This window comes from Shinella yambaruensis, assembly GCF_022899355.1.
GTDB lineage: Bacteria > Pseudomonadota > Alphaproteobacteria > Rhizobiales > Rhizobiaceae > Shinella > Shinella yambaruensis.
This window is the reverse complement of the sequence record NZ_JALJCK010000002.1, coordinates 217,881-240,979: the sequence shown is the minus strand read 5'-3', so window position 1 is coordinate 240,979 and position 23,099 is coordinate 217,881. Positions and strand designations below refer to the sequence as shown.

Sequence of the window (23,099 nt, the reverse complement as noted above, 5' to 3'; positions counted from 1 at the left end):
GCTGTTCTCCTTCGTTGCTTGGTATTAGTGGCGCAGGTCCGCGAGGAAGCGCTGCGCGCGGGGATGCTTCGGGTTCTTGAAGAATTCGTCCGGCGTCGCCGTCTCGATGATCCGGCCGCCGTCGATGAACCAGATGCGGTCGGCGACGTCGCGGGCAAAACCCATTTCGTGCGTCACGCACATCATGGTCATGCCCTCGGCCGCCAGCGACTTCATGACGCTCAGCACCTCGCCGACCATTTCCGGATCGAGCGCGCTGGTCGGCTCGTCGAAGAGCATGACGGGCGGCTCCATGGCGAGCGCCCGGGCGATGGCGACGCGCTGCTGCTGGCCGCCGGAAAGCTGCGCGGGATAGGAATTGGCCTTTTCGCGCAGGCCCACCCGGTCGAGCAGCTTCAACGCCTTCTCATGCGCCTCGGCCGCGGGCACGCCCTTCACCCGGATCGGCGACATGGCGACATTGTCGACCGCCGACAGATGCGGGAAGAGGTTGAAGCTCTGGAAGACGAAGCCGATACGGCTGCGCAGGCGGTTCAGCTCGCGGCCCTTGAGCGGCGCGTGGATATCCTGGCCCTCGAAGAAGATCGAGCCGCTGTTGATCTCCTCCAGCCGGTTGACGGTGCGGATGAGCGTCGATTTTCCCGAGCCGGAGGGGCCGCAGATGACGACCACCTCGCCGCGCGAGACCGTGGCGTCGATGCCCTTCAGCACGTCGAAGTCTCCATAGCTCTTGCGGACATCGGCAAGCCGGATCGTCTGATCCTTCGCGGGGGCGGATACTGAAGCGGTCATGGCTGCTCCGTGGCGTTGGTGATCAGGGAAAGCTGGCGCCGCGGGGCGGCGAGGCCGGCGCGGCGGCGGGTGATGCGCCGCTCCACGACATTGGTGAGCGCGGTCAGCGACCAGCAGATCACGTAGTAGGTGAGCGCGAGGATCAGGAAGACCTGGAAGGGCTGGGTGAGCAGCTGGTTATTGACCTGGCTGGCGGCGAAGGTGAGGTCCGGCACGTTGATGACATAGCCGAGCGTCGTGTCCTTGATGGTCGCGACGAAGGTCGACAGCATGCTCGGGATCATGTTGTAGAGCGCCTGCGGCAGGATGACGTAGCGCATGGCACCGAACCAGCCGTGGCCGAGGGCACGGGCCGCATCCATCTGCCCCGGTCCGAGCGCCACGATGCCGGCGCGGATGATCTCGCTGAGGAACGCCCCCTGGTAGACGACCAGCGTCGTCAGCATGGTCAGGAAGCTCGGCACGTCCGCGCCGGTCAGCAGCGGCACGAGGAAATAGCTCCACAGCACCAGCATCAGCAGCGGCACGCCGCGCGTCACATAGACCAGGACCGTGACCGGCCAGCGCAGCACGCGGTATTTCGAAAGCCGCGCGAAGGCGAGCAGGATGGCGAAGGGGAAGGCGATGACGATGCTGAGCGCCGAGAGGATCAGCGTGTTGGCAAGGCCGCCGAGCGGACCGTTCGGATATTGGCCGATGAGGAGCAGCAGCCAGTATTCGTCGATGATGGCTATGATGTCGTGGATCATCGTGCGGCTCCGTTCAGCGGGTCTGCGCGCCAGGTGAGCCAGGCTCCCCCGGCCATGATGATCAGGGAGAAGACGAGGTAGAGGACCGTGCCGACCAGGTAGATCTCGAAGGTGCGGAAGGAGAGGTTCTCGATCTCCTTGACCGCGTGGCTGAGCTCCGGCGCGCCGATGACGATGGCAAGGCTCGAATTCTTGAACAGCGAGACACTGTGGTTGACGAGCGCCGGCAGCGCGTTGCGCACCCCCTGCGGGATCAGCACGTTGCGCATGGCCGAGATATAGCCGTGGCCGAGCGCCCGGGCCGCTTCCATCTGGCCGGGGCTGATCGAGCGCAGGCCGGAGCGCAGGTCCTCGCTGAAATAGGCCGCCTGGCAGAGGCCGAGGCCGACGATCGCGAAGATCATTTCCGCCGAATGGGCCGTCAGCCAGTCTGACAAGGCCGAGGGCAGGATCGTGAAGATGCCGAAATACCAGAGCATGAGCTGCACCAGCGTCGGCACGTTGCGGTGATACGAAACGTAAGCCGCCACGATCGAATTGCCGATGCGGCCCGGCGAGAAGCGGATGGCGAGCAGCACGAGCGCAAGGCTCATCGCCAGCAGCCAGGAGCAGATCGCGATGATGAAGGTCATCTCGATGCCGTGCGCCAGCATGGCCATGTATTCGGGGTTGCCGAGGATGGCGGTGAGGTCGAAGCCCTTCACGGCTGGCGCTCCTGCGGGCGGGCCGTCTGGAGTCCCCCCATCACCTGGAGCGTCGGGGTGATTTCCATATGGCCGATATTGACGGCGACGGGGGCGGCGATGGCGAAGGCGATGGCATCGGCGATGTCGGAAGCCTGGGGCAGCTCGAAGCCGTCGATGAAGCGCTCGCGGATCGACGGATCATCGCCATGCACATGGTTGAAGATGTCGGTCGCCACACGGCCGGGGCAGATCTCCGTCACCCGCACGCGCTTGCCGAAGGTGTCGAGGCGCAGCTGGTTGGAGAGCATGGCGACGCCGGCCTTGGTGGCGTGATAGATGGAATTGCCGCCGAAATTGTAGTTGCCGGCGATCGAGGTGATGTTGACGACATGGCCGCGGTCGCGCGCCGCCATGCCGGGAGCGATCAGCCGGCAGAGGTGGAGGACGGCACGCAGGTTGACGTCGACGAGAAGGTCGATGTCGCCATCCTCCGCCTCCAGGAATTTCTTCGGCCGGTCGACGCCGGCATTGTTGACGAGGATGTCGAACTCGACCTCGCCGCAGAGCCTTGCGAGCGCCGCGCGGTCCGTGACGTCGATGGCATGGGAAATGCAGCCCGTGCGCGCGGCAAGGTCCTGCAGGGCACCCGCGCTGCGGGCGACGGCATGCACTTCGAGGCCCTCGCGACGGAGCCGTTCGACGACCGCAGCGCCGATCCCGGAGGAAGCACCGGTCACGAGCGCGGTTCTGTAGTCGGAAAAGGACATTGTGGTTCCCCTGTTGTTGAAAGCGAGAGTAGCGAAGCTTTCCGGCTCTGGATAAGACCGTTTGAATCTGGATGGATAAGGAAGCCTTATGGGCTTGCTCCCGCCCCTCGGGCCTGTAACATGCGGCACCATTCGTCACAGGCTCGGCATATGGATATCAGGCGTCTCAGATCCTTCATTGTCATCGTCGATACCGGCAGCATCACGCGCGCCGCCGACGTGCTGCACATCGCCCAACCCGCGCTCAGCCAGCAGCTTGCCGCGCTGGAGGATCATTTCCGCCAGAAGCTCCTGATCCGCAGCCAGCAGGGCGTCTCCATGACGGAGGCGGGCAAGGCGGTCTATCGCCATGCCCAGATCATCCTGCGCCAGATGGACCAGGCGCAGGCGGACGTGACGGCGGCCGGCTCCACATTGGTCGGGCGCGTCTCGGTCGGCCTGGTGCCGTTTTCGAGTGCGGCGACGCTCTCCGTCGATCTTCTCACCGAAACGCGCAAACGCCATCCCGGCATCCTCCTGCACCTTACCGAAAGCGTCGGCCAGACCTACAGCCAGATGATCATGAACGGCCGGCTGGAAATGGCGTTGATCCACGGCACCGGGCCGATCAAGGGCGTCCGTTTCGAGCCGGTCTTCACGGAGGAATTCCATCTCGTCGCCCACAGCGATTTCGGCATGGAACCGGGTGAAACGCCGCTGCCGGTGAGCGCGCTGAACGACCTCCCCCTCCTTCTGCCGCCGCCCTACAATTTCGTGCGCCGCGCCATCGACCTCGCCTTCACCCGCGGCCGCCTGTCGCTGAACGTCGTGGCGGAAGTGGAGATCGTGCGCACGCTGGGCCGTGCCGTCAGCCGGGGCGTCGGGGCAACGATCATGCCGCGCGCCATTGCCGAGCGCATCGTCGCCGAATCCTCCGAGCCGATCGTCTCGCGCGTGTTGACGCCGCGGATCGAGGAGACGCTTTCCCTGTGCGTTTCCGACCAGAGCGAACTCTCCGAGCCCGCCCTGGCGGTGCGGTCGATCCTCATGGAGCTGACCGCACGCCTCAAGAGCCAGGGTTAGCGCAGACCCCTGCAGAATTCCGCGATGCGCCCGCAGGCCTCGTCGAGCTGCTCCATGCCGGTGGCATAGGAGATGCGGAAGAACGGGCTCATGCCATAGGCCGCGCCCTGCACGGTCGTGACGTGGTGCTCGTCGAGCAGGGCCAGCACGAAATCCGTGTCCGTCTCGATCCTGCGCCCGCCCTTGCTCGTCCTGCCGATGAGTTCGGCGATGTTCGGGAAGACGTAGAAGGCCCCTTCCGGCTTGTGGCAGCGGATGCCCTCGATCTCGCCGAGCCGTTCCACGACGAAGTCGCGCCGTGTCTTGTAGATCGCCGCCCGCTCCTTCAGGAGATCCTGCGGCCCGTCGAGCACGGCCGCGACGGCAGCCTGCGTGATGGTCGAGGTGCCGCCGCTGTTCTGGCCGTTGACATTGCTGATCGCCCTGATGAGATCCTTCGGCCCGCCGCAGAAGCCGAGGCGCCAGCCGGTCATCGCATAGGCCTTGGACGCGCCGTTGACCGTCAGCACGCGATCCTTCAGCCGCGGCTCCACCTCGGCGATGGTGCAGAACTCGAAGCCGTCATAGATCAGGTGCTCGTACATGTCGTCGGTCATGATCCAGACATGCGGGTGCTTCAGCATCACCTCGGCAATGGCCTTCATTTCCGCCCGCGAGCAGGCGGCGCCCGTCGGATTGTTCGGGAAATTGAGGAACAGCCATTTGGTGCGCGGCGTGATCGCGGCGTCAAGGTCCTCGGCGCGCAGCTTGAAGCCGTTCTGCTGCGGGCAGTCGACCGGCACCGGCACGCCGCCGGAAAATTTCACGATATCCGCGTAGCTAATCCAGGAGGGCGACGGGATGACGACTTCGTCACCCGGATTGCAGGTGGCCATGACGGCATTGAAGATGATCTGCTTGCCGCCGCCGGCAACGACGATCTCCGAGGGGTCGTAGTCGAGATTGTTGTCCCGCTTGAACTTGCGTGAGATCGCCTGGCGCAGCGCCGGCGTGCCGTCGAGCGGCGGGTACTTCGTATCGCCGGCCAGCGCCGCAGCATGGCCCGCCTCGATGGCGTTGGCGGGGGTCGCGAAATCCGGCTCGCCGGAGGACAGGCTGATGACCCTGACACCCTTGGCCGCGAGGTCGCGGGCGCGCTGGGTCATGGCGGCGGAGGCGGAGACGGAAACGTTCTTCAGACGGTCGGCAATGGCGGGCATGGCAGTTGCTTTCGATGGAGCGGAGAAAAGATCAGCGCAGAAGCTTCGAGACGGGCGTTACAGTGCCGCCGGCCGCCTCGATTTCGCTGCGCACGGTGCGGGCAAGCTCGAGCGAGCCGGGCGTATCGCTGTGGACGAGGATGGACCGCGCCCGCATGGGAATGACGGTCCCGTCGATGGCCATGACGGTGCCATGAAGGAGGAATTGCCGCACGCGGGCGCGAACCGAAGCCTCGTCCTTGACGAGCGCGCCGGGCTGGCCTCGCGGCACGAGTGCGCCTTTCGCGTCATAGGCGCGGTCGGCGAGGAAGAGGGTCAGCGTCTTCAGCCCGGCCTCGATGGCCGCACCCTCGATCACGCTGCCCGCCGTGGCGAAGACGATGAGGTCGCCGTCGACCATGCGGATCGCCTGCATCATCGCGGCGGCGAGCGCCGGGTCGCGGTTGACCATGTTTCCCATGGCCGCATGGAAGCTGACATGGGAGACCGTAACGCCCTCGGCCTTGGCGATCGCGGTCAGCGCACCGAGCTGGTAGAGCATCTGCTGGCGCAGCTCGTCCGGCCCGAAGGGCAGTTCCCGGCGGCCGAATCCTTGACGATCCGGCAGGCCGGGATGGGCACCGACATCGACGCCCCTTTCCCGTGCCAGACGCACCATGCGCACCATCGTGTCGGGATCGCCGGCATGGAAGCCGCAGGCGATGTTGGCGGAGGTGACGACATCCATCATCGCCGCGTCGTCGCAGAGCCGGTAGGGGCCGAAGCCCTCGCCCATGTCGGAATTGAGGTCGACCTGCATGTTTATCTCCTAAGCCATGCCTGCAAGCGCCTGGCGCACCAGCCGGGCAGTCTTGTGCACATCCGCGATATAGGCCGCGAGCGCCTGTTCCGCGGCCCTTGCTTCCGCATGCGTCGCCGGGACGAAGCGCAGCAGCGAGCCGATGCGCGCCTGCCCGAGCCGCCACAGATCGGCTTCGATGACGCCCGCGATCTTGGGATAGCCGCCCGCCGTGTTGGCGTCGCTCATCTGGACGATGGGCTCGCCCGCCGGCGGCACCTGGATGACGCCGGGCACGACGCCGTGCGAGCGCATCTCCATCACCTCGGTGGGATGGATCGGGTCGCCGCTCAGCCGATAGCCGGTGCGGTCGCTGCGCGCGGAAATCTTCCACAGCTGGCTCCAGAAGCGCTGCGCGTCCGCGCCGAACAGATCATGCTCGCCGGCAGGCAACGCACGAATGAGCAATGCACCGCCCTCCGCGACGGGGAAGGCATCCTTCAGCGCCACTGCCGGCGGCACGACCCCGAAGCCGCCCTTGGGCAGGAAGCCATCGGCGGCCCTGTCCGTCGCGACATGGTCGCCCGTTGCAAGCACCCGGCCCTGAAGCCCGCCGAAGCCGCCGCGCAGCGACGTGCTGCGCGAGCCCATGACCGGTGCCACAGCCACCCCGCCGGCAAGGCAGAGATAGGCCCGCGCATCCTTCAGCGGCGGGAAGAGCTCCAGCATCTGGCCCGGCGCCGCCCCGGCCGTCCACCAGGGCGGCAGCGGCACGCCATCGAGCGTCGCGCGGCAGTCCGCGCCGGTGATGGCAAAGGCACCGCCCTCCGAAAAGCGCACCTGGAAGGGAAAGGTCTGCACTTCGATGCCGGCTGCGCCGGGCGCGTTGCCGAGAAGCACATTGCCGATCCTGAGCGCGAGCGGGTCCATTGCACCTGAGGCCGTGACGCCGATGTTGCGGTAACCGGGCCGGCCGAGGTCCTGGACCGTGTTCAACGGTCCCGTTGCGACGATCTCGATCACAGCTCGATCCTTTCGGGGCGGAAACGCACGGTATCGCCGGGGGCCATGACCGCCGGGGCCGCGGCCATGGGATCGAACATCTGGAGCTCGGCAAAGCCGATGGAATTCCAGCCGTTCGGCCCGGTCAGCACGGCAACGCCCGTCTGCATGCCGCCGATGGTCACCGAGCCGCGCGCCATGTGGAGCGACGGCACGGTCTTGCGCGGCATGTGGATGCGCGGATCGAGCCCGTGCAGGTAGCCGAAGCCCGGCGCGCTGCCGAGCGCGAAGACACGGTAGGTGCCCTCATGGTGGATGCGCACCACCTCCCGGTCGGAAAGGCCCGAAAGGTCGCACAAGGCCGGCAGGTCGCCCGCATGCTCGCCGCCATAGGTGACGGCGATCTCGATTTCGCGGCCCGCAAGATCGACGCCCCGCGCACGCCGCCATTCCTCCTGCAACGCATGGACGACCGCCTCCGGCGTTTCCGGCGTCTCCTTGAGGATGACCAGCAGGTTCGTCATGCCCGGCACGATCTCGGCTATCTCCGGACGGGTTTCGAGCGCATGGGAGAGCGCCCAGATGCGCCGCTGGGTCGGCAGGTCGAAGGCGCCGGGCGCCTCGATGAGGAAGGCGCGCGTGCCGATGAAGGAGATTCTTGCCAGTTCGTCCGTATCCGGCACGATGGACGCGGGTGCGGCTTGCTGAAAGCTCATCGGGAAGGCTCCATCGTCAGGACGGCGTCGCCGTAGCCGATCAGGCCTTCGGCACGGGCATGGATTTCGCCGACCATCCCGGCCTTGGAGGCGATCACCGGCAACAATACCGGGCCGACCTCGACAAAGCCGGCAATGGCGCCGGCTTCGAGCGCCCTGCCCGCACCGGCAAGCGGCCCGGTCTCCATGGCGGCCGGATGCCTGTCGCGGAAGAGGCCCGCCATCGGCGCCCTGACGGCATGGCCTTCCGGGCGAACCGCCGGCGCTTCGGGCACAGTTTCGGCAATACGCACGGCGCGCGCGCCGGCAGCAAGAACGATCTTCAGCCCGCCGCCATCCGGCGTGGTGATTTCCAGCGCGTTCGCGCCGGAGCCTTCCAGCCAGCCGGCCAGGGTGGAGATAAGGGCGGGATCGGAGAGATCGCCGATCGTGTTCCGACCCGTCGAGCGGTCACGCCTCGCCACGGGGTTCCTCCCTCAGCCGCTTTTCAAGATGATGGATATCGACGCAGCCGCGCACGAAATCGGGATCGGCAAAGATCCGTTCGTGCAGCGGAAGATTGGTCGCGATGCCTTCGATGCGGGTCTGGGACAGGGCCATCTGCATGCGGCGGACGGCATCTTCACGGGTCGGCGCATGGACGATCACCTTGGCGATCAGCGAATCGTAATAGGGCGAAACGCGATATCCTGCGGAGACATGCGTATCGACGCGGATGCCCGGACCGCTCGGGAAGCGCACCGCGGTGATGCGCCCCGGCGCGGCGAGGAAGGTTTCAGGGTCCTCGGCATTGACGCGGCACTCGAAGGCATGGCCGCGCGCCGTGCCGGCAAAGCGGCTTGCCTCCAGCACCGCGCCCTGTGCCACGCGCAGCTGCTCGTGCACGAGATCGACGCCCGCCGTCATCTCGGTGACGGGATGCTCGACCTGCAGGCGGGTGTTCATTTCGATGAAGTAGAATTCACCGTTCTCGTAGAGAAACTCGAAGGTGCCGACACCGCGATAGCCGATCTGCCGGCAGGCCTCCGCGCAGCGCGCACCGATCCGCTCGGCAAGCTCGGGCGCGATGCCCGGCGCCGGCGCTTCCTCCACCACCTTCTGGTGTCGGCGCTGGACGGAGCAGTCGCGATGGCCGACCCAGACGGCATTGCCGTGATTGTCGCAGAGCACCTGGAATTCGACGTGGCGCGGATGCTCCAGGAATTTCTCCATGTAGAGTTCGGGCCTGCCGAAGGCGCGCCGCGCTTCCTCGCGGGTGATGGCGACGGCATCGGCCACCTCGGCGCTCTCGCGCACGACACGCATGCCCCGCCCGCCTCCCCCGCCGGCAGCCTTGATGATGACCGGATAGCCGATCTCCCCGGCAATCGCCCGCACCGTCTCGACACGCTCCGGCAACGGCTCCCCCGGCCCGGGCACGCAGGGCACGCCGGCCGCCATCATCGCCCGCTTGGCGGCGATCTTGTCGCCCATGATGCGGATCGCGGAAGCCGGCGGGCCGACGAAGGTGAGCCCCGCCGCTTCCACCGCCTCGGCGAAGTCGGCATTCTCCGACAGGAACCCGTAGCCCGGATGGACCGCCTCGGCGCCCGTCACACGGGCTGCGAGCAGAATGGCCGCCTGGTTGAGATAGCTGCGCGACGGCGCGGAGGGCCCGATGGCCAGCGGCCCGCCCTCGTCCGGCCTGGCGCGGCCCGCCCTGTCCGCCTCGGAAGCGATGAGGACCGGCCGCAGCCCGAGTTCCAGGCAGGCGCGCTCGACGCGCACGGCGATCTCGCCGCGATTGGCGATGAGAACGGAGGTGAAGGGCGCGCCCATCAGACGATCTCCACGAGCGGATCGCCGAAGCCGACATCCTGCCCGTCTTCGAAAAAGATGCGCTTGACCTTTCCCCCGAAGGGCGCACTCACCGTGGTGAAGACCTTCATCGCCTCGACGATACAGAGCGGCTGGCCCGCCCCGACCGCGTCGCCGACGACGATCAGCGGCGCAGCACCGGGATTCGCGGCCTGATGGAGGACGCCGGCCATGGCCGAACGCACGATCCGCGCATCCTCCTCATCGTATTTCTCGGCCGGCTCTGCCGAGATGGAGGCGGACGATGCCTGCGGTTCCAGCACCCCAGGCACATGATCGGCCGCCGCCGTCTGCGAAGCGTTCCGAATGACGACCGTCGTGCCTGCCTCACTGACCGTCAGTTCCGAGATACGCGAGCGACCGACGAAATCGAGAAGCGTCTTGATCTTTTCAAGATCCATGGTTTTCCCCAGGGCACGGCAGAACCGGCACATGGCCACAGCGGCCAACCCTCCGGTCCGATTGGGAAAACCTTACACAGCATCGCGATTGATGGGGGCAGACAAACTTTCAATATCGATGCGAATGAACTCGACCGCCGCACCGGCATCCACAACCGGGCGCACAAGGCGCAAGGCAAGAAGGACAAATGGGCCAGCGTCATGGCCCACCTCAAATTTGCGCTGCCGTTGCGGATGGTTCACCGGGCCGGGCATCATCATTGCCCGCCCCTGCATTCTGCTCTAAGCATGTTTCAAGCGCGCAAACGGCTCTGGCAGCCCGACCGCTGCCTTGGCGTCTTGCCCTGCCCAAAAAACATGATAGTTTTAATCATCTTTTTTAAGGGGCACAGCGCGCCCAGCAGCGGGGTCGTCGCGCTCCGCCCGATCCAAACGCATGGAGACATGCGAGGACTGCTCGAACATGGGTGGCTTTGAACGGTGAACTACCAGCACGCGATGACTTGCCATACAGAGGGCATCAAGGTGCTCGCGCCGGTGAAATGGCGCAGCCTCGATGGGCTGGTGGGCGTCTTCTGGGATGCGGAGGGCTATTCCGGCGCGCGAGGCTACTACCTTTCGCCCGATCCGCGCATCGTGATCTTCTTCAACGACGTGTCGCCGCACATCAAGATGACCAACCGCGAAGGCGGCATGATCGAGCATTCCCGCCCGATGACCCGGGCCGTCTATGTGCCGGCCGGCGTGCCGCTCTGGACGAGCTTCACCTCCGCGCACCGCTTCTCCCATCTCGACCTGCACCTCCACAAGGACCGCATGCTGCGCTTCCTGTCGCCCGCGGTCGGCACGTCGGCGGCACTCGCCGCCTTGCGCCGCCCGGTGGAGATCCAGGATGTGGGGGCGATCGAGACGCTGGCGGGCCTCCTGGTCGACGAAGTGTCGAACCCGGCGAAACACGCGCTCTATGCCGAGAGCCTGGTCGGCACGATCGTCAGCGGCCTGCTCGATATCCAGGACCTCGGCGGCGAGCCGCAGAACGGCCGGCTCACCCAGGCGCAGATGAACCGGCTGGTCACCCGCGTCAACGCCCGCAGCGACGGCCGGCTGACCGTCGCGGAAATGGCCGAGACGGTCGGCCTCTCGGAGAGCTGGTTCGCCAATGTCTTCAAGCAGACGACCGGCAAGACGCCGCTGCAGTGGCAGCTCGGCAAGCGCATCGACCTTGCGCAGAAACTGCTGGTCGAAAGTGAGCTCACCATCGCCGACATCGCCGCCCAGCTCGGCTTTTCCGATCAGGCGCACCTCACCAAGGCTTTCCGGCAGATCGCCGGCGAGACACCCGCCGCCTGGCGGCGGGTGCAGCAGGGCCGCTGACCTGTTTCACCAGGTCTGGCGCAGCGTTGCCGAGATCGAGCGGCCCGGATTGTAGAAGTCTGCGCCGAAGCCGCCGTAATCGACATGCTTGCGGTCGAAGAGGTTGGAGACGTTCACTTCGAGGGAGGTGTTCTCGAACACCTTGTAGGTGAAGGCCGCGTCGACGACGAAGTTGCTGCCCGTCTTCACCGTGTTCGCGTCGTTGAAGTAGTAGGAGCCGGTATAGCGGCCGCCGAGGCCGAAGGTCATGTCGCCGCGCTTGCCGTCGCCTTCGAGCAGGTAGTTGACCCAGAGCGAGGCGGTATGCTTGGGCACATGATAAGGCCGGTTGCCCTCGTTGCCGGCCGTGCCGTTCTCGACGATCTCGGCGTCGAGATAGGAGTAGCCGGCCGTCAGGCTCCAGTTCGGCGTCAGCTCCGCCTTCGCCTCAAGATCGAAGCCCCGCACCCGCACCTCGCCGATCGTCTCCTGCAGGTTCGTCGCCCGGTTGGTGCGCGTGATGTTGTTCTTCGTCAGGTCGTAGATCGAGGCCGTGATGAGCGCCGGGAAGGCGTTCGGCTGGTATTTCACCCCAAGCTCGATCTGTTCGCCGCGCTCCGGCTCGATGCCGATGGAGGGCGCCGCGACGGATTCGGCATAGCTGACGAAGGGCGCGATCTCGTCGGTGACGCGATAGGTGAGGCCGATGCGCTTCGTCAGCTCGCTGAAGTCGCCCTCGCTCTCCACGCCCGTCAGCCTGTTCGTCTCGCTGAGATCGAGCCAGTCGTTTCGAAGGCCCGCCGTGACGATGAACTTGTCCCAGAAGGTCAGTTCCTGCTGGATATAGAGCGCCTTGCCCGTCTGGTCGCTGCGCGTGCTGGCGATCAGCGGCAGGTCGGTCGGCCGGCCCGTATAGGTCGGGTTCGTCCAGTCGATGCCGGGCGCCGGCCCCCACCAGGTGTCGTTGTCGCCCTTCATGTCGTTGTATTCGACGCCGACCAGGGTGCGGCTGTCCACCGCGTCGAAACTCGCCTCGTATTGCAGATGCGCGTCGATGATGAACTGCCGGTTCGTGGCCTCGTTGCCGAAGAAGGCGCGCGACGCCGTCGTCGAGCCGTCCGTCGGCGTCGCGGAAATATAGGCGTAGCCGAAATCGGTGTCGGACTTGCTGTAGCGTGCATTCGCGCCGAAGGTCAGGCCCGAGCCGAAATCATGATCGAACATCACGCTGACCGTGTCGCGGTTCGTGCCGCGATAATTGTAGTCCGGCTCGCCGAAGAAGCGGCTGCGGTCGAAATCCGTGCCGACCGGATGACCGCCGCTGCCGGGCACGCCGTCCTTGTTCAGATGATCGTAGACGATGGTGAGGCTGGTCGCGTCCGTCGGCCGCCAGGTGAGCCCGCCCATGAAGAACTTCTCGTCGTCCCGCGAGTGGTCGTATTCCGCGTCCGCATCGCGCAGCTTGCCGGTGAAGCGATAGGAAAGCGTGTCGTCGGCCGTTAGGTTGTCGCCGAAGTCGAAGCCCACTTCCTTGCGGTCGAACGAGCCGCCGGTGACATAGGCCTCGCCGAATTTCTCGCTTCTCGGACGCTTCGTCACATAGTTCACGGCGCCGCCGGGATCGGAGACGCCGAAGGTCGTGGAGTTCGCGCCCTTCAGCACCTCGACCCGTTCGAAGGCATAGGCCTCCTCCCGCACGCCGCCGAAGGGACGGCCGAGAATGAGCCCGTCGCGGTAGGTCGTCGCGTCGAAGCCGCGGATCTTGAAGAAATCGTAGCGGTCGTCCGAACCATAGAAGTCCGTGGTGACGCCGGCCGTATATTGCAGCACTTCCTCGACGGTCTCGGCGCCGCGCAGCTGGATTTCCTTGGCCGTGATGACGGAAACCGTCGCCGGCGTGTTCAGGATCTCCGTCGCCATCCGCCCGCCCGCGGTCGTCTTCTTCGCGACGATCGACTTGGCATCATTGTCGACGCCCGCCGCGGAGCCGTCGCCATCGACGGTGATCGTCTCGAGAACCGTGGTGGAGCCCGCCTCCGCCTGCTGGGCTAACGAAACGGAAGGCGCAAGGGCGACGAGCGCGGTGCAGCCAAGAAGGACCGCGGTCCTCAAGCGGGTGAGAGGCTGTCGATTGGCGGCGCCGGTCGTCTTGATGTCCATCATCGTGTTCCAGAAATTGAAGTTGCGCTCGCCGGCGCACGGCAGGTCATGCCGGACACCAGCCGGAACAAGGATAAACCCCGCGCATCCAGAACCCCCTCAGGTCGATGCGACTGTCCCTTGGAAAGCGGCAATAACTTGAGACGTATTATCCAGTATTGTAGATTTCCATGGTTTTGTACGAAACCCCGGAAACTTCGCCGCTCTCCCGCCGCAAGGTACGCGTTCGCCTTGACGCCGCCCGATGAACCTGAAACGGAAACTCCACTTTAAACGCCCTGGAGGGTTTCGCCAATGTCGCGGCTTTCGCGCTTTCCCCTGATCCTTCTCGCCGCCTGCCTCTGGATCGTGACGACAGTGCGGGCCGCGGACGAAACCACCTATCCGATCGTCATAGAACATGCCTTCGGAACGACGACGATCGCCAGGAAGCCGGAGCGCGTGGCGACCGTCGCCTGGGCGAACCATGAAGTGCCGCTGGCGCTCGGCGTCGTGCCCGTCGGCTTTGCCGCGGCCAATTTCGGCGACGACGACGGCGACGGCCTGCTGCCTTGGGTGGCGGAGAAGCTGAAGGAACTCGGCGGCGAAAAACCCGTCCTGTTCGACGAAGGCGACGGCATCGATTTCGAGGCTGTCGCCGCCACAAGGCCGGACGTCATCCTTGCCGCCTATTCCGGCCTCAGCCAGGCGGATTACGAGACGCTGAGCCAGATCGCCCCCGTCGTCGCCTATCCGCAATCGGCCTGGTCGACCGACTGGCGCGAGATGATCCGGCTCAACAGCACCGGGCTCGGCATGGCGAAGGACGGCGAGGCGCTGATCGCACGCATCGAGAAGGAGATCGCCGATACGGTCGCGGGCTACCCGGTCCTCAAGGGCAAGTCGGCGATCTTCGTCACCCATCTCGATGCGACCGACCTCAGCACCGTGAATTTCTACACCGCCAACGACACGCGCATAAAATTCTTCGGCGATCTCGGGCTCGTCTCCCCGAAAAGCGTGCTGGCTGCAACGAAGCCGGGGCAGTTCGCCGCCAGCGTCAGCGCCGAACAGGTCGACACCTTCGACGATGTCGATATCGTGGTGAGCTATGGCGGCATGCCGCTGCTCGACGCCGTGAAGGCCGATCTCCTGCTCTCGCGCATGCCGGCCGTCAGCAAGGATGCGCTCGTCATGCTCGGCCGCGACCCGGTCGGCACCGCGGCCAACCCGACGCCGCTGTCGATCTCCTGGGTGCTGAAGGACTATGTCGCGCTTCTTGCCGAAGCCGCCGGGAAGGCGAAATGAGGCCTGCCGCCGCCACGGCGCGCAGCGTGACGGCGCCCGCCGGGCGCCTCCGCCGACTGCGCGCCCTGTGGCTGCTGCTGGTCGCCGCCGCGCTCCTCGTGCTCGTCGCGCTGTCCGTCGCGATCGGCACGCGGGACGTTGGCCTCGGCGATATTACCTCGGCGCTCGGCGGCAAGGTCGAGACGATCGGCGAGGCGGCGGTGGCGATGCGCATTCCCCGCACGTTCCTGGCGCTTCTCGCCGGGGCGGCGCTCGGCCTCGCCGGCGCGATCATGCAGGGCGTCACGCGCAATCCGCTTGCCGATCCCGGTATCCTGGGCGTCAACATGGGCGCGTCGCTCGCGGTGGTGGTCGGCGTCGCGTGGTTCCACATCGAAACCGCCCATGCCTATATCGTCACCGCCATCCTAGGCGCGGGGGCGGCAGCGATCTTCGTCTACATCATCGGCTCGCTCGGGCGCGGCGGCGCAACGCCGCTGAAACTGGCGCTTGCCGGCGCCGCGACGTCCGTCGCCTTCTCCTCGCTGGTCATCGCGGTCGTGCTGCCGCGAGCCGACATCGCCGGCGGCGTGCGTGCCTGGCAGATCGGCGGCGTCGGCGGGGCGACCTTCGAGCGGATCTATCCGATCCTGCCGTTCCTTGCGGCCGGCTTCGTCATCAGCCTCCTCTCCGCCCGCAAGCTGAACGCGCTCGCGCTCGGCGACGAGCTCGCCGCCGGCCTCGGCGAACACGTCGCAACGACCCGCGCCGTCGCCGCCTTCGGCGCGATCCTACTGTGCGGCGCGACGACGGCGGTCTGCGGGCCGATCGGCTTCCTCGGCCTTGTCGTACCGCATCTCGCCCGGCTTCTGACCGGCAGCGACCATCGCTGGCTGCTGCCCTTTTCCGCCCTCGGCGGCGCCTGCCTGCTGATCGCCGCCGATATCGTCGGGCGCATCGTGGCGCGGCCGGCCGAACTCGACGTCGGCATCGTGACGGCCCTTCTCGGCGCGCCGTTCTTCATCTGGATCGTTCGCCGCCAGCGGGTGCGGGACCTTTGACCATGCTTGCGCCCCTCGTCGATTCCATCGTCCTGAACCGCCGCCGCCGCGCCCGCCGGCATCGGCTCGTCATCGGCCTTCTCCTTGTGCTGGTCGCCGCGACCTTCGTGCTGACCCTGCTGCTCGGCCAGTCCTTCACCCCGCCGCGGGACATTCTTCGCACGCTGATGGGCGAGGACGTGCCGGGCGTCGCCTTCACGGTCGGCCAGCTCCGGCTGCCGCGCGCCATCCTCACCATCCTCGCCGGCCTCAGCTTCGGCCTCGGCGGCGTCGCCTTCCAGATCATGCTGCGCAATCCGCTGGCCAGCCCCGACATCATCGGCATCAGCTGGGGCGCGAGCGCCGCGGCGGTGTTCGCGATCGTCGTGCTCGGCCTTTCGGGGCCGATCGTATCGATCCTCGCCGTTTCCGCCGGGCTCGGCGTGGCGCTCCTGGTCTACGCCCTTTCCTTCCGCAACGGCGTTGCCGGCACGCGGCTCATCCTCGTCGGCATCGGCGTCTCGGCCATGCTGGAGAGCGTCATCGCCTACATCCTCTCCACCGCCCCCGCCTGGACCCTGCAGGAAGCCCTGCGCTGGCTGACGGGCAGCGTCAACGGCGCGCAGCTCGGCCAGACGCTGCCGCTCCTCGTCGCGCTCGCCCTCTTCGGCGGCCTGCTGCTCTCCCGCGCCCGCGATCTCGAAGCCCTGCGGCTCGGCGACGACACGGCCGCCGCGCTCGGCGTCCGGGTCGGCCGCACCCGCGTGCTGATCATCATCGCCGCCGTCGGCATGATCGCAAGCGCCACCGCCATTTCGGGGCCGATCGCCTTCGTCGCCTTCCTCTCCGGGCCGATCGCCGCCCGTATCGTCGGCAACAACGGTTCGCTGCTCGTTCCCGCCGCGCTCACTGGTGCGGCGCTGGTGCTGGTCGGGGACTACTGCGGCCAGTTCCTGCTGCCGAGCCGCTATCCCGTCGGCGTCGTCACCGGCGCGCTCGGCGCGCCCTACCTGATTTTCCTGATCGTGCGCGTCAACCGGTCCGGAGGTTCCCTATGAAACCGCACACCCTGCTCGCCAACGGCCTTTCGGCCGGCTATGGCGAAACCCTCATCCTCGACGGGCTGGATCTTGCCGTGCCGCCGGGTAGGATCACCGTCATCGTCGGGGCGAACGCCTGCGGCAAGTCCACGCTGCTGCGCACCCTGTCGCGCCTGCTGCCGGCCAGGAAGGGCCAGGTGCTGCTCGACGGCAAGTCGATCCACCGCATCCCCTCCCGCGACCTTGCCCGCACGCTCGGCCTCCTGCCGCAATCGCCGATCGCGCCGGAGGGCATCACCGTCGCCGACCTCGTCAGCCGCGGGCGGCATCCGCACCAGGGCGTCTTCTCCCGCTGGACGCGCGAGGACGACGAGGCGGTGGCCGCCGCGCTTGCGGCAACGAAGACCGACGACCTTTCGGAACGGCCGATCGACGAGCTTTCCGGCGGCCAGCGCCAGCGCGTCTGGATCGCCATGGCGCTTGCCCAGCAGACGGACCTTCTACTGCTCGACGAACCCACCACCTTCCTCGACATCAGCCACCAGATCGAGGTGCTGGACCTTTTGACCGACCTCAACCAGACGCGCGGCACGACCATCGTCATGGTGCTGCACGACCTCAACCTCGCCGCCCGCTACGCCGACCATCTCGTCGCGATGACGAAGGGCCGGCTGCATGTCGCCGGCCCGCCGGAGGCCGTGCTGACCGAAGACCATGTGCGGCAGGTTTTCGGCCTTGAAAGCCGCATCATCACCGACCCGACCTCGGGCCGCCCGACCATGCTGCCGATCGGCCGTCACCGCATGATCGCCCCAGCCATCAAGGAGCCCCTATGAACGCCCTCCCGGAATTCAAGCTCACCGGTGTCGCGCTGCCGAAGGATGCGCCCAAGATGCTCGACGAGGTGTGCGAACATTTCGTCGAACATGCCGAGGTGCGACGCACGGAAAACGCCGCGACGCTGACAAGCGAGATCGGCGTCGCCCATATGCGCCTCGACGGCGGCCGGCTCTTCATCGACCTCGCCTGCCCGAGCGACGGGGCGCTCCAGATGAGCCGCACGGTCATCGCCGAGCATCTCTTCTATTTCGCCGGCGAGGACCCGCTGGAACTCACCTGGTCCGAGCCGGCGACGCGCACGCGGCTCGCCAATCTCCATGAGGTGACGGTCGTCTCCGCCGAGGACGTGACGCCGCATATGCGGCGCGTCGTGTTCGCCTGCGCGGACGTCAACCCCTTCATCGGCGGCGGCATGCATGTGCGCCTGCTCGTTCCGCCGAAAGGCCGGACGCCGGTCTGGCCGGGATTGCGCGACGACGGCCGCATCGCCTGGCCGGAAGGCGAGGACGCGCTTCTCGTGCGCGTCTACACGATCCGCGCCGTCGACGCCGAGCGCGGCGAACTCTGGATCGACTTTCTCCAGCATCCCCTGCCCAGCGTTCCGACGCCCGGCGCCGATTTTGCCCGCGATGCGCAGCCGGGGGACAGGCTCGCCCTGCTCGGCCCCGGCGGCGGTGACCTGCCGCAGGCCGGGACCATCTTCCTTGCCGGCGACGAAAGCGCCCTGCCCGCCATCGCCCGCATCGCCGCCGAAGTTCCGGCAGGCACCCGCATGCAGGCGATCATCGAGGTGGCGGATGCCGCGGAGGAACAGCCGCTGCCCACCGCCGGAACGCTCGACGTGCGCTGGCTGCATCGCACGACCTATGCCGCGGGCGCCAGAAACGTGCTCGCGCGGACGACGATAGAAGCACTCTCCGCCGTCGACGGCGACACCTTCGTCTGGGTCGCCTGCGAGCGGGAGGACGTCCGGCTCGTCCGCGCCTTCCTCAAGGGCCGCGAACACGACCGCAAGCGCATCTACGCCGCATGGTACTGGGAGCGCGACAACACCTGACGGCGGGCCTTCTTCCTGCCGGCCACGCTATTCGTCTTCCTCCTCCTCGTCGGAAGACAGCAGATCGACGAGCATGGCCACCCTGCCCGACGGCAGATGCCGGCCCTCTCCCATGAAGGCCTCGTCATTGTTGATCCACGCCCATGCCTCGGCAAGCTCGGCTTGCGTGGCTCCCGTCGCAACGACCTCGGTCACGAGCGTTTGATCGACCGGACCAAGGACGGCGGCGACGTCCTGCGAAGTCATCGTCATTTCCCGTTCTCCCTTGTCGCATCGCGATACCTGTCGAATATGGCGCCGCCAGCCCGAAAGTCCATTTTCTCGCGCCTGGAAATTCGGCCGCGATGCCGAGCGCTGCGGTCGGCTCGCCGAGGAAGATCAGCTTGATGGGCGACGCCCTGGCGCTGGGGCAAAAGCATCCGCCTAGCGCGTTACGGGCTGGAGCCGGCCTGCACCACCGTGACGGCGATCATGTGGAAGACGTCGTCGGTATTGCAGCCGCGCGAAAGGTCGTTGGCGGGCTTGGCAAGGCCCTGCAGGATCGGGCCGATGGCGGTGGCACCGCCGATGCGCTGGGCGATCTTGTAGCCGATATTGGCAGCATCGAGGTTCGGAAAGACGAAGACATTGGCCTCGCCGTTGAGCGCCGACCGCGGCGCCTTGGCGGCGCTGACGGCCTCGACGAAGGCGGTGTCGAACTGCAATTCGCCGTCGATGACGAGGCCCGGCGCGGTTTCCTGCGCGAGCCGCGTCGCCTCCACCACCTTGGAGACGCGCTCATGCGCGGCGCTGCCGGCCGTCGAGAAGGAAAGCATCGCCACCTTCGCCGGCTTGCCGGCCAGCGCCTCGAAGGAGCGCGCCGAGCTGACGGCGATATCGGCAAGGCCCGCGGCATCTGGATCGACCACGAGGCCGCAATCGGCAAAGACGAAAGCGCCCTTCTTCACATGGTGCGAGGCGCACAGCATCATCAGGAAGAAACTCGACACCAGACCGACACCGGGCGCACGCCCGATGGTCTGGAGCGCGGCACGCACCGTATCGGCGGTGGTCGCGACCGCCCCGCCCACCGTGCCGTCCGCCTCATCCTCGCGCACCATCATGGCGGCGAAGACGAGTGGCGTGCGCACCGCCGCGGCCGCCGCCGCTTCGTCCACGCCCTTGCTTCTGCGGAGCGCGTGATAGGCGGCGGCAAGACGCGGCGTGAGCGCGGACGATGCCGGGTCCTCGATACGGATCTCCTCCGTTCCGGCGCCGGCCGCCGCCAGCCGCTCTTCGACGGTTTTCCGATTGCCGACGAGCGTGATCGCGGCAATGCCGGCGCGCACGGCACGCCGGGCCGCCTCGACGACGCGCGGATCCTCCCCCTCGGCGAGCACGATGTGGCGCGGCGCGGCTTTCGCGGCTTCGAGAATGCGGTCGAGCGGTTTCATCAGGCGTGCCCCAGATAGTGAATGCCGACGAGGATGAAGAAGGCAATGAAGACGGTCTCGGCGACGATGAGCGCGACGGCATCGCCGCCGACATCCAGCACCCGGCGCAGCGACGTGCGCATGCCGACCGCCACGATGCCGGCGAGCAGCGCCCAGCGCGAGGTCTCCATGCCGGCCGTCGCGACCAGTTCGGGAACGAGGCCGAAGGAGTTGAGCGCGGCGAAGACCAGGAAGGCAACGACGAAGCCGGGCAAGAGCGGCGGGCGTTTTCCCGCCTCGCCCTCCGGCTGCGGCACGCCGCGCAGCGAGAGCGAATAGACCAGCACGACCGGCGCCAGCATGGTGACGCGGATCAGCTTGACCAGCGTCGCCGTCTCCCCCGCTTCCGGCGAGACGGAAAAGCCGGCACCGACGACCTGCGCCACGTCATGGATCGTGCCGCCGAAGAAGATGCCGGTCGCCCGCGCGTCGAGCCCCATGGTCTGGGCGATGATCGGATAGGCGATCATGGCGAGCGTCGAGAGCACGGTGACGGAGAGCACGGTGAAGATCAGGTTGCGCTCGGAGAACTCGTTCTTCGGCAGCACGGCGGCGATCGCCATCGCCGCGGAGGCGCCACAGATGGCGACGGATCCGCTGGTGAGCAAGGCAAGCCGCCAGCCGCGGCCGAGCAGTTTCGCCGCAAGCAGGCCGAAGCCGATGGTGGCGATGAGCGCCGAGACGAGCAGCAGGATGGTGCCGGCGCCGAGTCCGATCAGGAGATCGACGCTGATGCGCATGCCGAGCAGCGCGACGCCGATGCGCAGCACATGCTTGGCGCAAAAATCGATGCCGGCGACGCAGCGCCCCTCTTCCGAGAGGAAGTGAAAGGCGATGCCGAGCAGGAGCGCCATCAGCATGGCCGGCGCGCCGTAGTGATCGGAGAGGAACTGGGCGGCGACGGCCACGGCGGCGGTGACGGCAAAGCCCGGCCAGTAGGTGGCAAAGCCGGCGGGCATGCCGCGGAAACGGTCTTGGACGGAGGCGGCGAAGGTCATGGTGTCGTTCCGTTCGCTTGCGGAAACCTCACCCGCCCGGATTTCCCGGGCGGGACATGGATCATGGGGCGATCAGGCCCGCTTCTGCGGGCGCATGTCGGCGCGGTCGATGCCGGCGACCGGCACCGGCTTCTTCATGGCGTCGCGGCGGAAGGGTTCGCCGAGTTCCTGGTTGAGGATGACCTCGACGAAGGTCGTCACGCCGTTCTTCTGGTCGGCGATGGCATTCGCCAGCGCCTCGGTGAGGGCCGCCGGCGTATCGACGGCGACGCCCTTCAGCCCGCAGCCCTCGGCCACCTTGGCGTAGCTGAGATTGGGGTTGAGCTCCGTGCCGACGAAGTTGTTGGCGTACCACAGCGTCGTGTTGCGCTTTTCCGCACCCCACTGGTAGTTGCGGAAGATCACCATGGTGATCGCCGGCCAGCCCTCGCGGCCGATCGAGCCCATCTCGTTCATCGAGATGCCGAAGGCGCCGTCGCCGGCGAAGCCGACGACCGGCACGTCCGGGCAGCCGATCTTGGCGCCGACGATCGACGGGAAACCGTAGCCGCAGGGACCGAACATGCCGGGCGCGAGATATTTCCGTCCCTGTTCGAAGGTCGGGTAGGCATTGCCGATCGCGCAATTGTTGCCGATGTCGGTGGAGATGATCGCCTCCTTCGGCAGCGCCGCCTGGATCGCCCGCCAGGCCTGGCGCGGCGACATGCGGTTCGGCTCGCGGTTGCGGGCGCTCTCGTTCCATTCCGTGCCGACGTCGTCGTCCTCATGGTCCATCGAGGAGAGCTGCTGCTGCCAGGCCGAGCGGGTCTGATGGATCGCCGCCTTGCGCTCCTCGCGGCCGGCATCGCCGGCAGAGGGGGAGAGCTGTTCGAGGATCTGGCCGGCGACCTGTTTCGCGTCGCCGCAGATGCCGACCGTCACCTTCTTGGTGAGGCCGATGCGGTCGGCGTTGATGTCGACCTGGATGATCGCGGCATCCTTCGGCCAGTAGTCGATGCCGTAGCCCGGCAGGGTGGAGAAGGGATTGAGGCGCGTGCCGAGCGCCAGCACGACGTCGGCCTTCGAGATCAGCTCCATCGCCGCCTTCGAGCCGTTGTAGCCGAGCGGGCCGACCGCAAGGCGATGGCTGCCCGGGAAGGCGTCGTTGTGCTGGTAGCCGCAGCAGACCGGCGCATCGAGCCGTTCGGCAAGCTTCATCGACGCGCCGATCGCCCCGCCGATGACGACGCCGGCCCCATTGAGGATGACCGGGAACTTCGCCTCCGAAAGCAGCTTCGCCGCTTCGGCGATCGCCTGCGGGCCGCCGGCCGGGCGCTCGAAGCGCACGATGGCCGGCAGGTCGACATCGATCACCTGGGTCCAGTAGTCGCGCGGAATGTTGATCTGCGCCGGGGCACAGCCGCGCCAGGCCTTCTCGATGACGCGGTTCAGCACTTCGGGAATGCGCGAGGGGTCGCGCACCTCTTCCTGGTAGCAGACCATCTCCTTGAACATCGCCATCTGGTCGACCTCCTGGAAGCCGCCCTGGCCGATCGTCTTGTTTGCGGCCTGGGGCGTCACCATCAGCAGCGGCGTGTGGTTCCAGTAGGCGGTCTTGATGGCCGTGATGAAGCCGGTGACGCCGGGGCCGTTCTGGCCGATGGCGATCGACATCGTGCCCGTCGCACGGCTGAAGCCGTCGGCCATCATGCCGGCATTGGTCTCGTGCGCGCAGTCCCAGAATGTGATGCCGGCCTTGGGAAACAGGTCCGACACCGGCATCATGGCCGAGCCGATGATGCCGAAGGCATGTTCGAGCCCATGCATCTGGAGGACTTTGACGAAGGCTTCCTCGGTGGTCATTTTCATGGCTGCTTCCTTTCCT

The 23,099-nt window shown here is 66.9% G+C and carries 24 protein-coding genes; 7 read left to right on the top strand and 17 right to left on the bottom strand.

Features of this window, described 5'->3' with window-relative positions:
- Nucleotides 1-24 precede the first annotated feature (24 nt).
- From MUU56_RS05070 to MUU56_RS05055, 4 genes are read right to left on the bottom strand one after another with little or no spacing between them, the layout of a single operon-like run.
- Nucleotides 25-792, bottom strand: coding sequence for an amino acid ABC transporter ATP-binding protein (locus MUU56_RS05070; RefSeq protein ID WP_244766224.1), 768 nt, complete (start codon nt 790-792; stop codon nt 25-27).
- A complete protein-coding gene (locus MUU56_RS05065; protein ID WP_244766223.1) occupies nt 789-1,541 on the bottom strand; it encodes an amino acid ABC transporter permease in 753 nt (250 codons plus the stop codon). Before MUU56_RS05065 ends, MUU56_RS05070 begins: the two co-directional genes overlap by 4 nt.
- Nucleotides 1,538-2,245: an amino acid ABC transporter permease gene (locus tag MUU56_RS05060; RefSeq protein ID WP_244766222.1), complete on the bottom strand. Its 708-nt coding sequence runs from the start codon at nt 2,243-2,245 to the stop codon at nt 1,538-1,540. The genes MUU56_RS05065 and MUU56_RS05060 overlap by 4 nt, the downstream gene beginning before the upstream one ends.
- On the bottom strand, nt 2,242-2,994 hold the full coding sequence (locus MUU56_RS05055) for an SDR family oxidoreductase (RefSeq protein ID WP_244766221.1): 753 nt from the start codon (nt 2,992-2,994) through the stop codon (nt 2,242-2,244). Before MUU56_RS05055 ends, MUU56_RS05060 begins: the two co-directional genes overlap by 4 nt.
- 150 nt (nt 2,995-3,144) lie before the next feature.
- Between MUU56_RS05055 and nac the strand changes: the two genes are divergently transcribed.
- Nucleotides 3,145-4,056: a nitrogen assimilation transcriptional regulator NAC gene (nac, locus tag MUU56_RS05050; RefSeq protein ID WP_244766220.1), complete on the top strand. Its 912-nt coding sequence runs from the start codon at nt 3,145-3,147 to the stop codon at nt 4,054-4,056.
- Here nac and MUU56_RS05045 read toward each other — a convergent pair.
- From MUU56_RS05045 to MUU56_RS05010, 8 genes are read right to left on the bottom strand one after another with little or no spacing between them, the layout of a single operon-like run.
- On the bottom strand, nt 4,053-5,255 hold the full coding sequence (locus tag MUU56_RS05045) for a pyridoxal phosphate-dependent aminotransferase (RefSeq protein WP_244766219.1): 1,203 nt from the start codon (nt 5,253-5,255) through the stop codon (nt 4,053-4,055). The genes nac and MUU56_RS05045 overlap by 4 nt on opposite strands.
- Before the next feature lie 31 nt (nt 5,256-5,286).
- A complete protein-coding gene (locus MUU56_RS05040; RefSeq protein WP_244766218.1) occupies nt 5,287-6,054 on the bottom strand; it encodes a LamB/YcsF family protein in 768 nt (255 codons plus the stop codon).
- A gap of 9 nt (nt 6,055-6,063) precedes the next feature.
- Nucleotides 6,064-7,056 carry a 5-oxoprolinase subunit C family protein gene (locus MUU56_RS05035; RefSeq protein ID WP_244766217.1) on the bottom strand — a complete coding sequence of 331 codons (993 nt, stop codon included), beginning with the start codon at nt 7,054-7,056 and terminating at the stop codon, nt 6,064-6,066.
- On the bottom strand, nt 7,053-7,751 hold the full coding sequence (pxpB, locus tag MUU56_RS05030) for a 5-oxoprolinase subunit PxpB (RefSeq protein ID WP_244766216.1): 699 nt from the start codon (nt 7,749-7,751) through the stop codon (nt 7,053-7,055). The genes MUU56_RS05035 and pxpB overlap by 4 nt, the downstream gene beginning before the upstream one ends.
- On the bottom strand, nt 7,748-8,215 hold the full coding sequence (locus MUU56_RS05025; RefSeq protein WP_244766215.1) for a hypothetical protein: 468 nt from the start codon (nt 8,213-8,215) through the stop codon (nt 7,748-7,750). Before MUU56_RS05025 ends, pxpB begins: the two co-directional genes overlap by 4 nt.
- Nucleotides 8,202-9,569: an acetyl-CoA carboxylase biotin carboxylase subunit gene (locus tag MUU56_RS05020; RefSeq protein ID WP_244766214.1), complete on the bottom strand. Its 1,368-nt coding sequence runs from the start codon at nt 9,567-9,569 to the stop codon at nt 8,202-8,204. The genes MUU56_RS05025 and MUU56_RS05020 overlap by 14 nt, the downstream gene beginning before the upstream one ends.
- The gene (locus tag MUU56_RS05015) at nt 9,569-10,048 is read right to left on the bottom strand and encodes an acetyl-CoA carboxylase biotin carboxyl carrier protein (protein WP_244766640.1); all 480 of its coding nucleotides are present in this window, start codon (nt 10,046-10,048) and stop codon (nt 9,569-9,571) included. Before MUU56_RS05015 ends, MUU56_RS05020 begins: the two co-directional genes overlap by 1 nt.
- A gap of 33 nt (nt 10,049-10,081) precedes the next feature.
- Entirely contained in the window at nt 10,082-10,270 is a 189-nt protein-coding gene (locus MUU56_RS05010) for a hypothetical protein (RefSeq protein WP_244766213.1), read from the bottom strand.
- Nucleotides 10,271-10,489: 219 nt separating this feature from the next.
- Here MUU56_RS05010 and MUU56_RS05005 point away from each other — a divergent pair, with 219 nt between their 5' ends.
- Nucleotides 10,490-11,383, top strand: coding sequence for a helix-turn-helix domain-containing protein (locus tag MUU56_RS05005; RefSeq protein WP_244766212.1), 894 nt, complete (start codon nt 10,490-10,492; stop codon nt 11,381-11,383).
- A 6-nt stretch (nt 11,384-11,389) separates the two neighbouring features.
- Here MUU56_RS05005 and MUU56_RS05000 read toward each other — a convergent pair whose 3' ends face one another.
- Nucleotides 11,390-13,522, bottom strand: a complete 2,133-nt coding sequence (locus tag MUU56_RS05000; RefSeq protein ID WP_244766211.1) for a TonB-dependent siderophore receptor — start codon at nt 13,520-13,522, stop codon at nt 11,390-11,392.
- Nucleotides 13,523-13,816: 294 nt separating this feature from the next.
- On the opposite strand from MUU56_RS05000, the gene MUU56_RS04995 reads away from it, so the two are divergent.
- Genes MUU56_RS04995 through MUU56_RS04975 form a run of 5 tightly spaced genes read left to right on the top strand, consistent with a single transcriptional unit; the run spans nt 13,817 to nt 18,765 of the window.
- Nucleotides 13,817-14,809, top strand: coding sequence for an iron-siderophore ABC transporter substrate-binding protein (locus tag MUU56_RS04995; protein WP_244766210.1), 993 nt, complete (start codon nt 13,817-13,819; stop codon nt 14,807-14,809).
- The gene (locus MUU56_RS04990) at nt 14,806-15,849 is read left to right on the top strand and encodes a FecCD family ABC transporter permease (protein ID WP_244766209.1); all 1,044 of its coding nucleotides are present in this window, start codon (nt 14,806-14,808) and stop codon (nt 15,847-15,849) included. Before MUU56_RS04995 ends, MUU56_RS04990 begins: the two co-directional genes overlap by 4 nt.
- A 2-nt stretch (nt 15,850-15,851) precedes the next feature.
- A complete protein-coding gene (locus MUU56_RS04985) occupies nt 15,852-16,886 on the top strand; it encodes a FecCD family ABC transporter permease (protein WP_244766208.1) in 1,035 nt (344 codons plus the stop codon).
- Nucleotides 16,883-17,704 carry an ABC transporter ATP-binding protein gene (locus tag MUU56_RS04980; protein ID WP_244766207.1) on the top strand — a complete coding sequence of 274 codons (822 nt, stop codon included), beginning with the start codon at nt 16,883-16,885 and terminating at the stop codon, nt 17,702-17,704. Before MUU56_RS04985 ends, MUU56_RS04980 begins: the two co-directional genes overlap by 4 nt.
- Entirely contained in the window at nt 17,701-18,765 is a 1,065-nt protein-coding gene (locus MUU56_RS04975; protein WP_244766206.1) for a DUF2218 domain-containing protein, read from the top strand. The genes MUU56_RS04980 and MUU56_RS04975 overlap by 4 nt, the downstream gene beginning before the upstream one ends.
- Nucleotides 18,766-18,792: 27 nt before the next feature.
- Here MUU56_RS04975 and MUU56_RS04970 read toward each other — a convergent pair whose 3' ends face one another.
- The 4 genes from MUU56_RS04970 to xsc all read right to left on the bottom strand — a co-directional run bounded on the left by MUU56_RS04970 (nt 18,793) and on the right by xsc (nt 23,083).
- On the bottom strand, nt 18,793-19,017 hold the full coding sequence (locus tag MUU56_RS04970; protein WP_244766205.1) for a hypothetical protein: 225 nt from the start codon (nt 19,015-19,017) through the stop codon (nt 18,793-18,795).
- A gap of 179 nt (nt 19,018-19,196) precedes the next feature.
- Nucleotides 19,197-20,198: a phosphate acetyltransferase gene (gene pta, locus MUU56_RS04965; RefSeq protein WP_244766204.1), complete on the bottom strand. Its 1,002-nt coding sequence runs from the start codon at nt 20,196-20,198 to the stop codon at nt 19,197-19,199.
- Nucleotides 20,198-21,235 (bottom strand): YeiH family protein, encoded by a 1,038-nt coding sequence (locus MUU56_RS04960; protein ID WP_244766203.1) that lies wholly within the window; start codon nt 21,233-21,235, stop codon nt 20,198-20,200. Before MUU56_RS04960 ends, pta begins: the two co-directional genes overlap by 1 nt.
- Nucleotides 21,236-21,307: 72 nt before the next feature.
- Complete coding sequence (gene xsc / locus MUU56_RS04955; protein WP_244766202.1) at nt 21,308-23,083, bottom strand: sulfoacetaldehyde acetyltransferase; 1,776 nt, start codon at nt 23,081-23,083, stop codon at nt 21,308-21,310.
- Nucleotides 23,084-23,099: the final 16 nt, after the last annotated feature.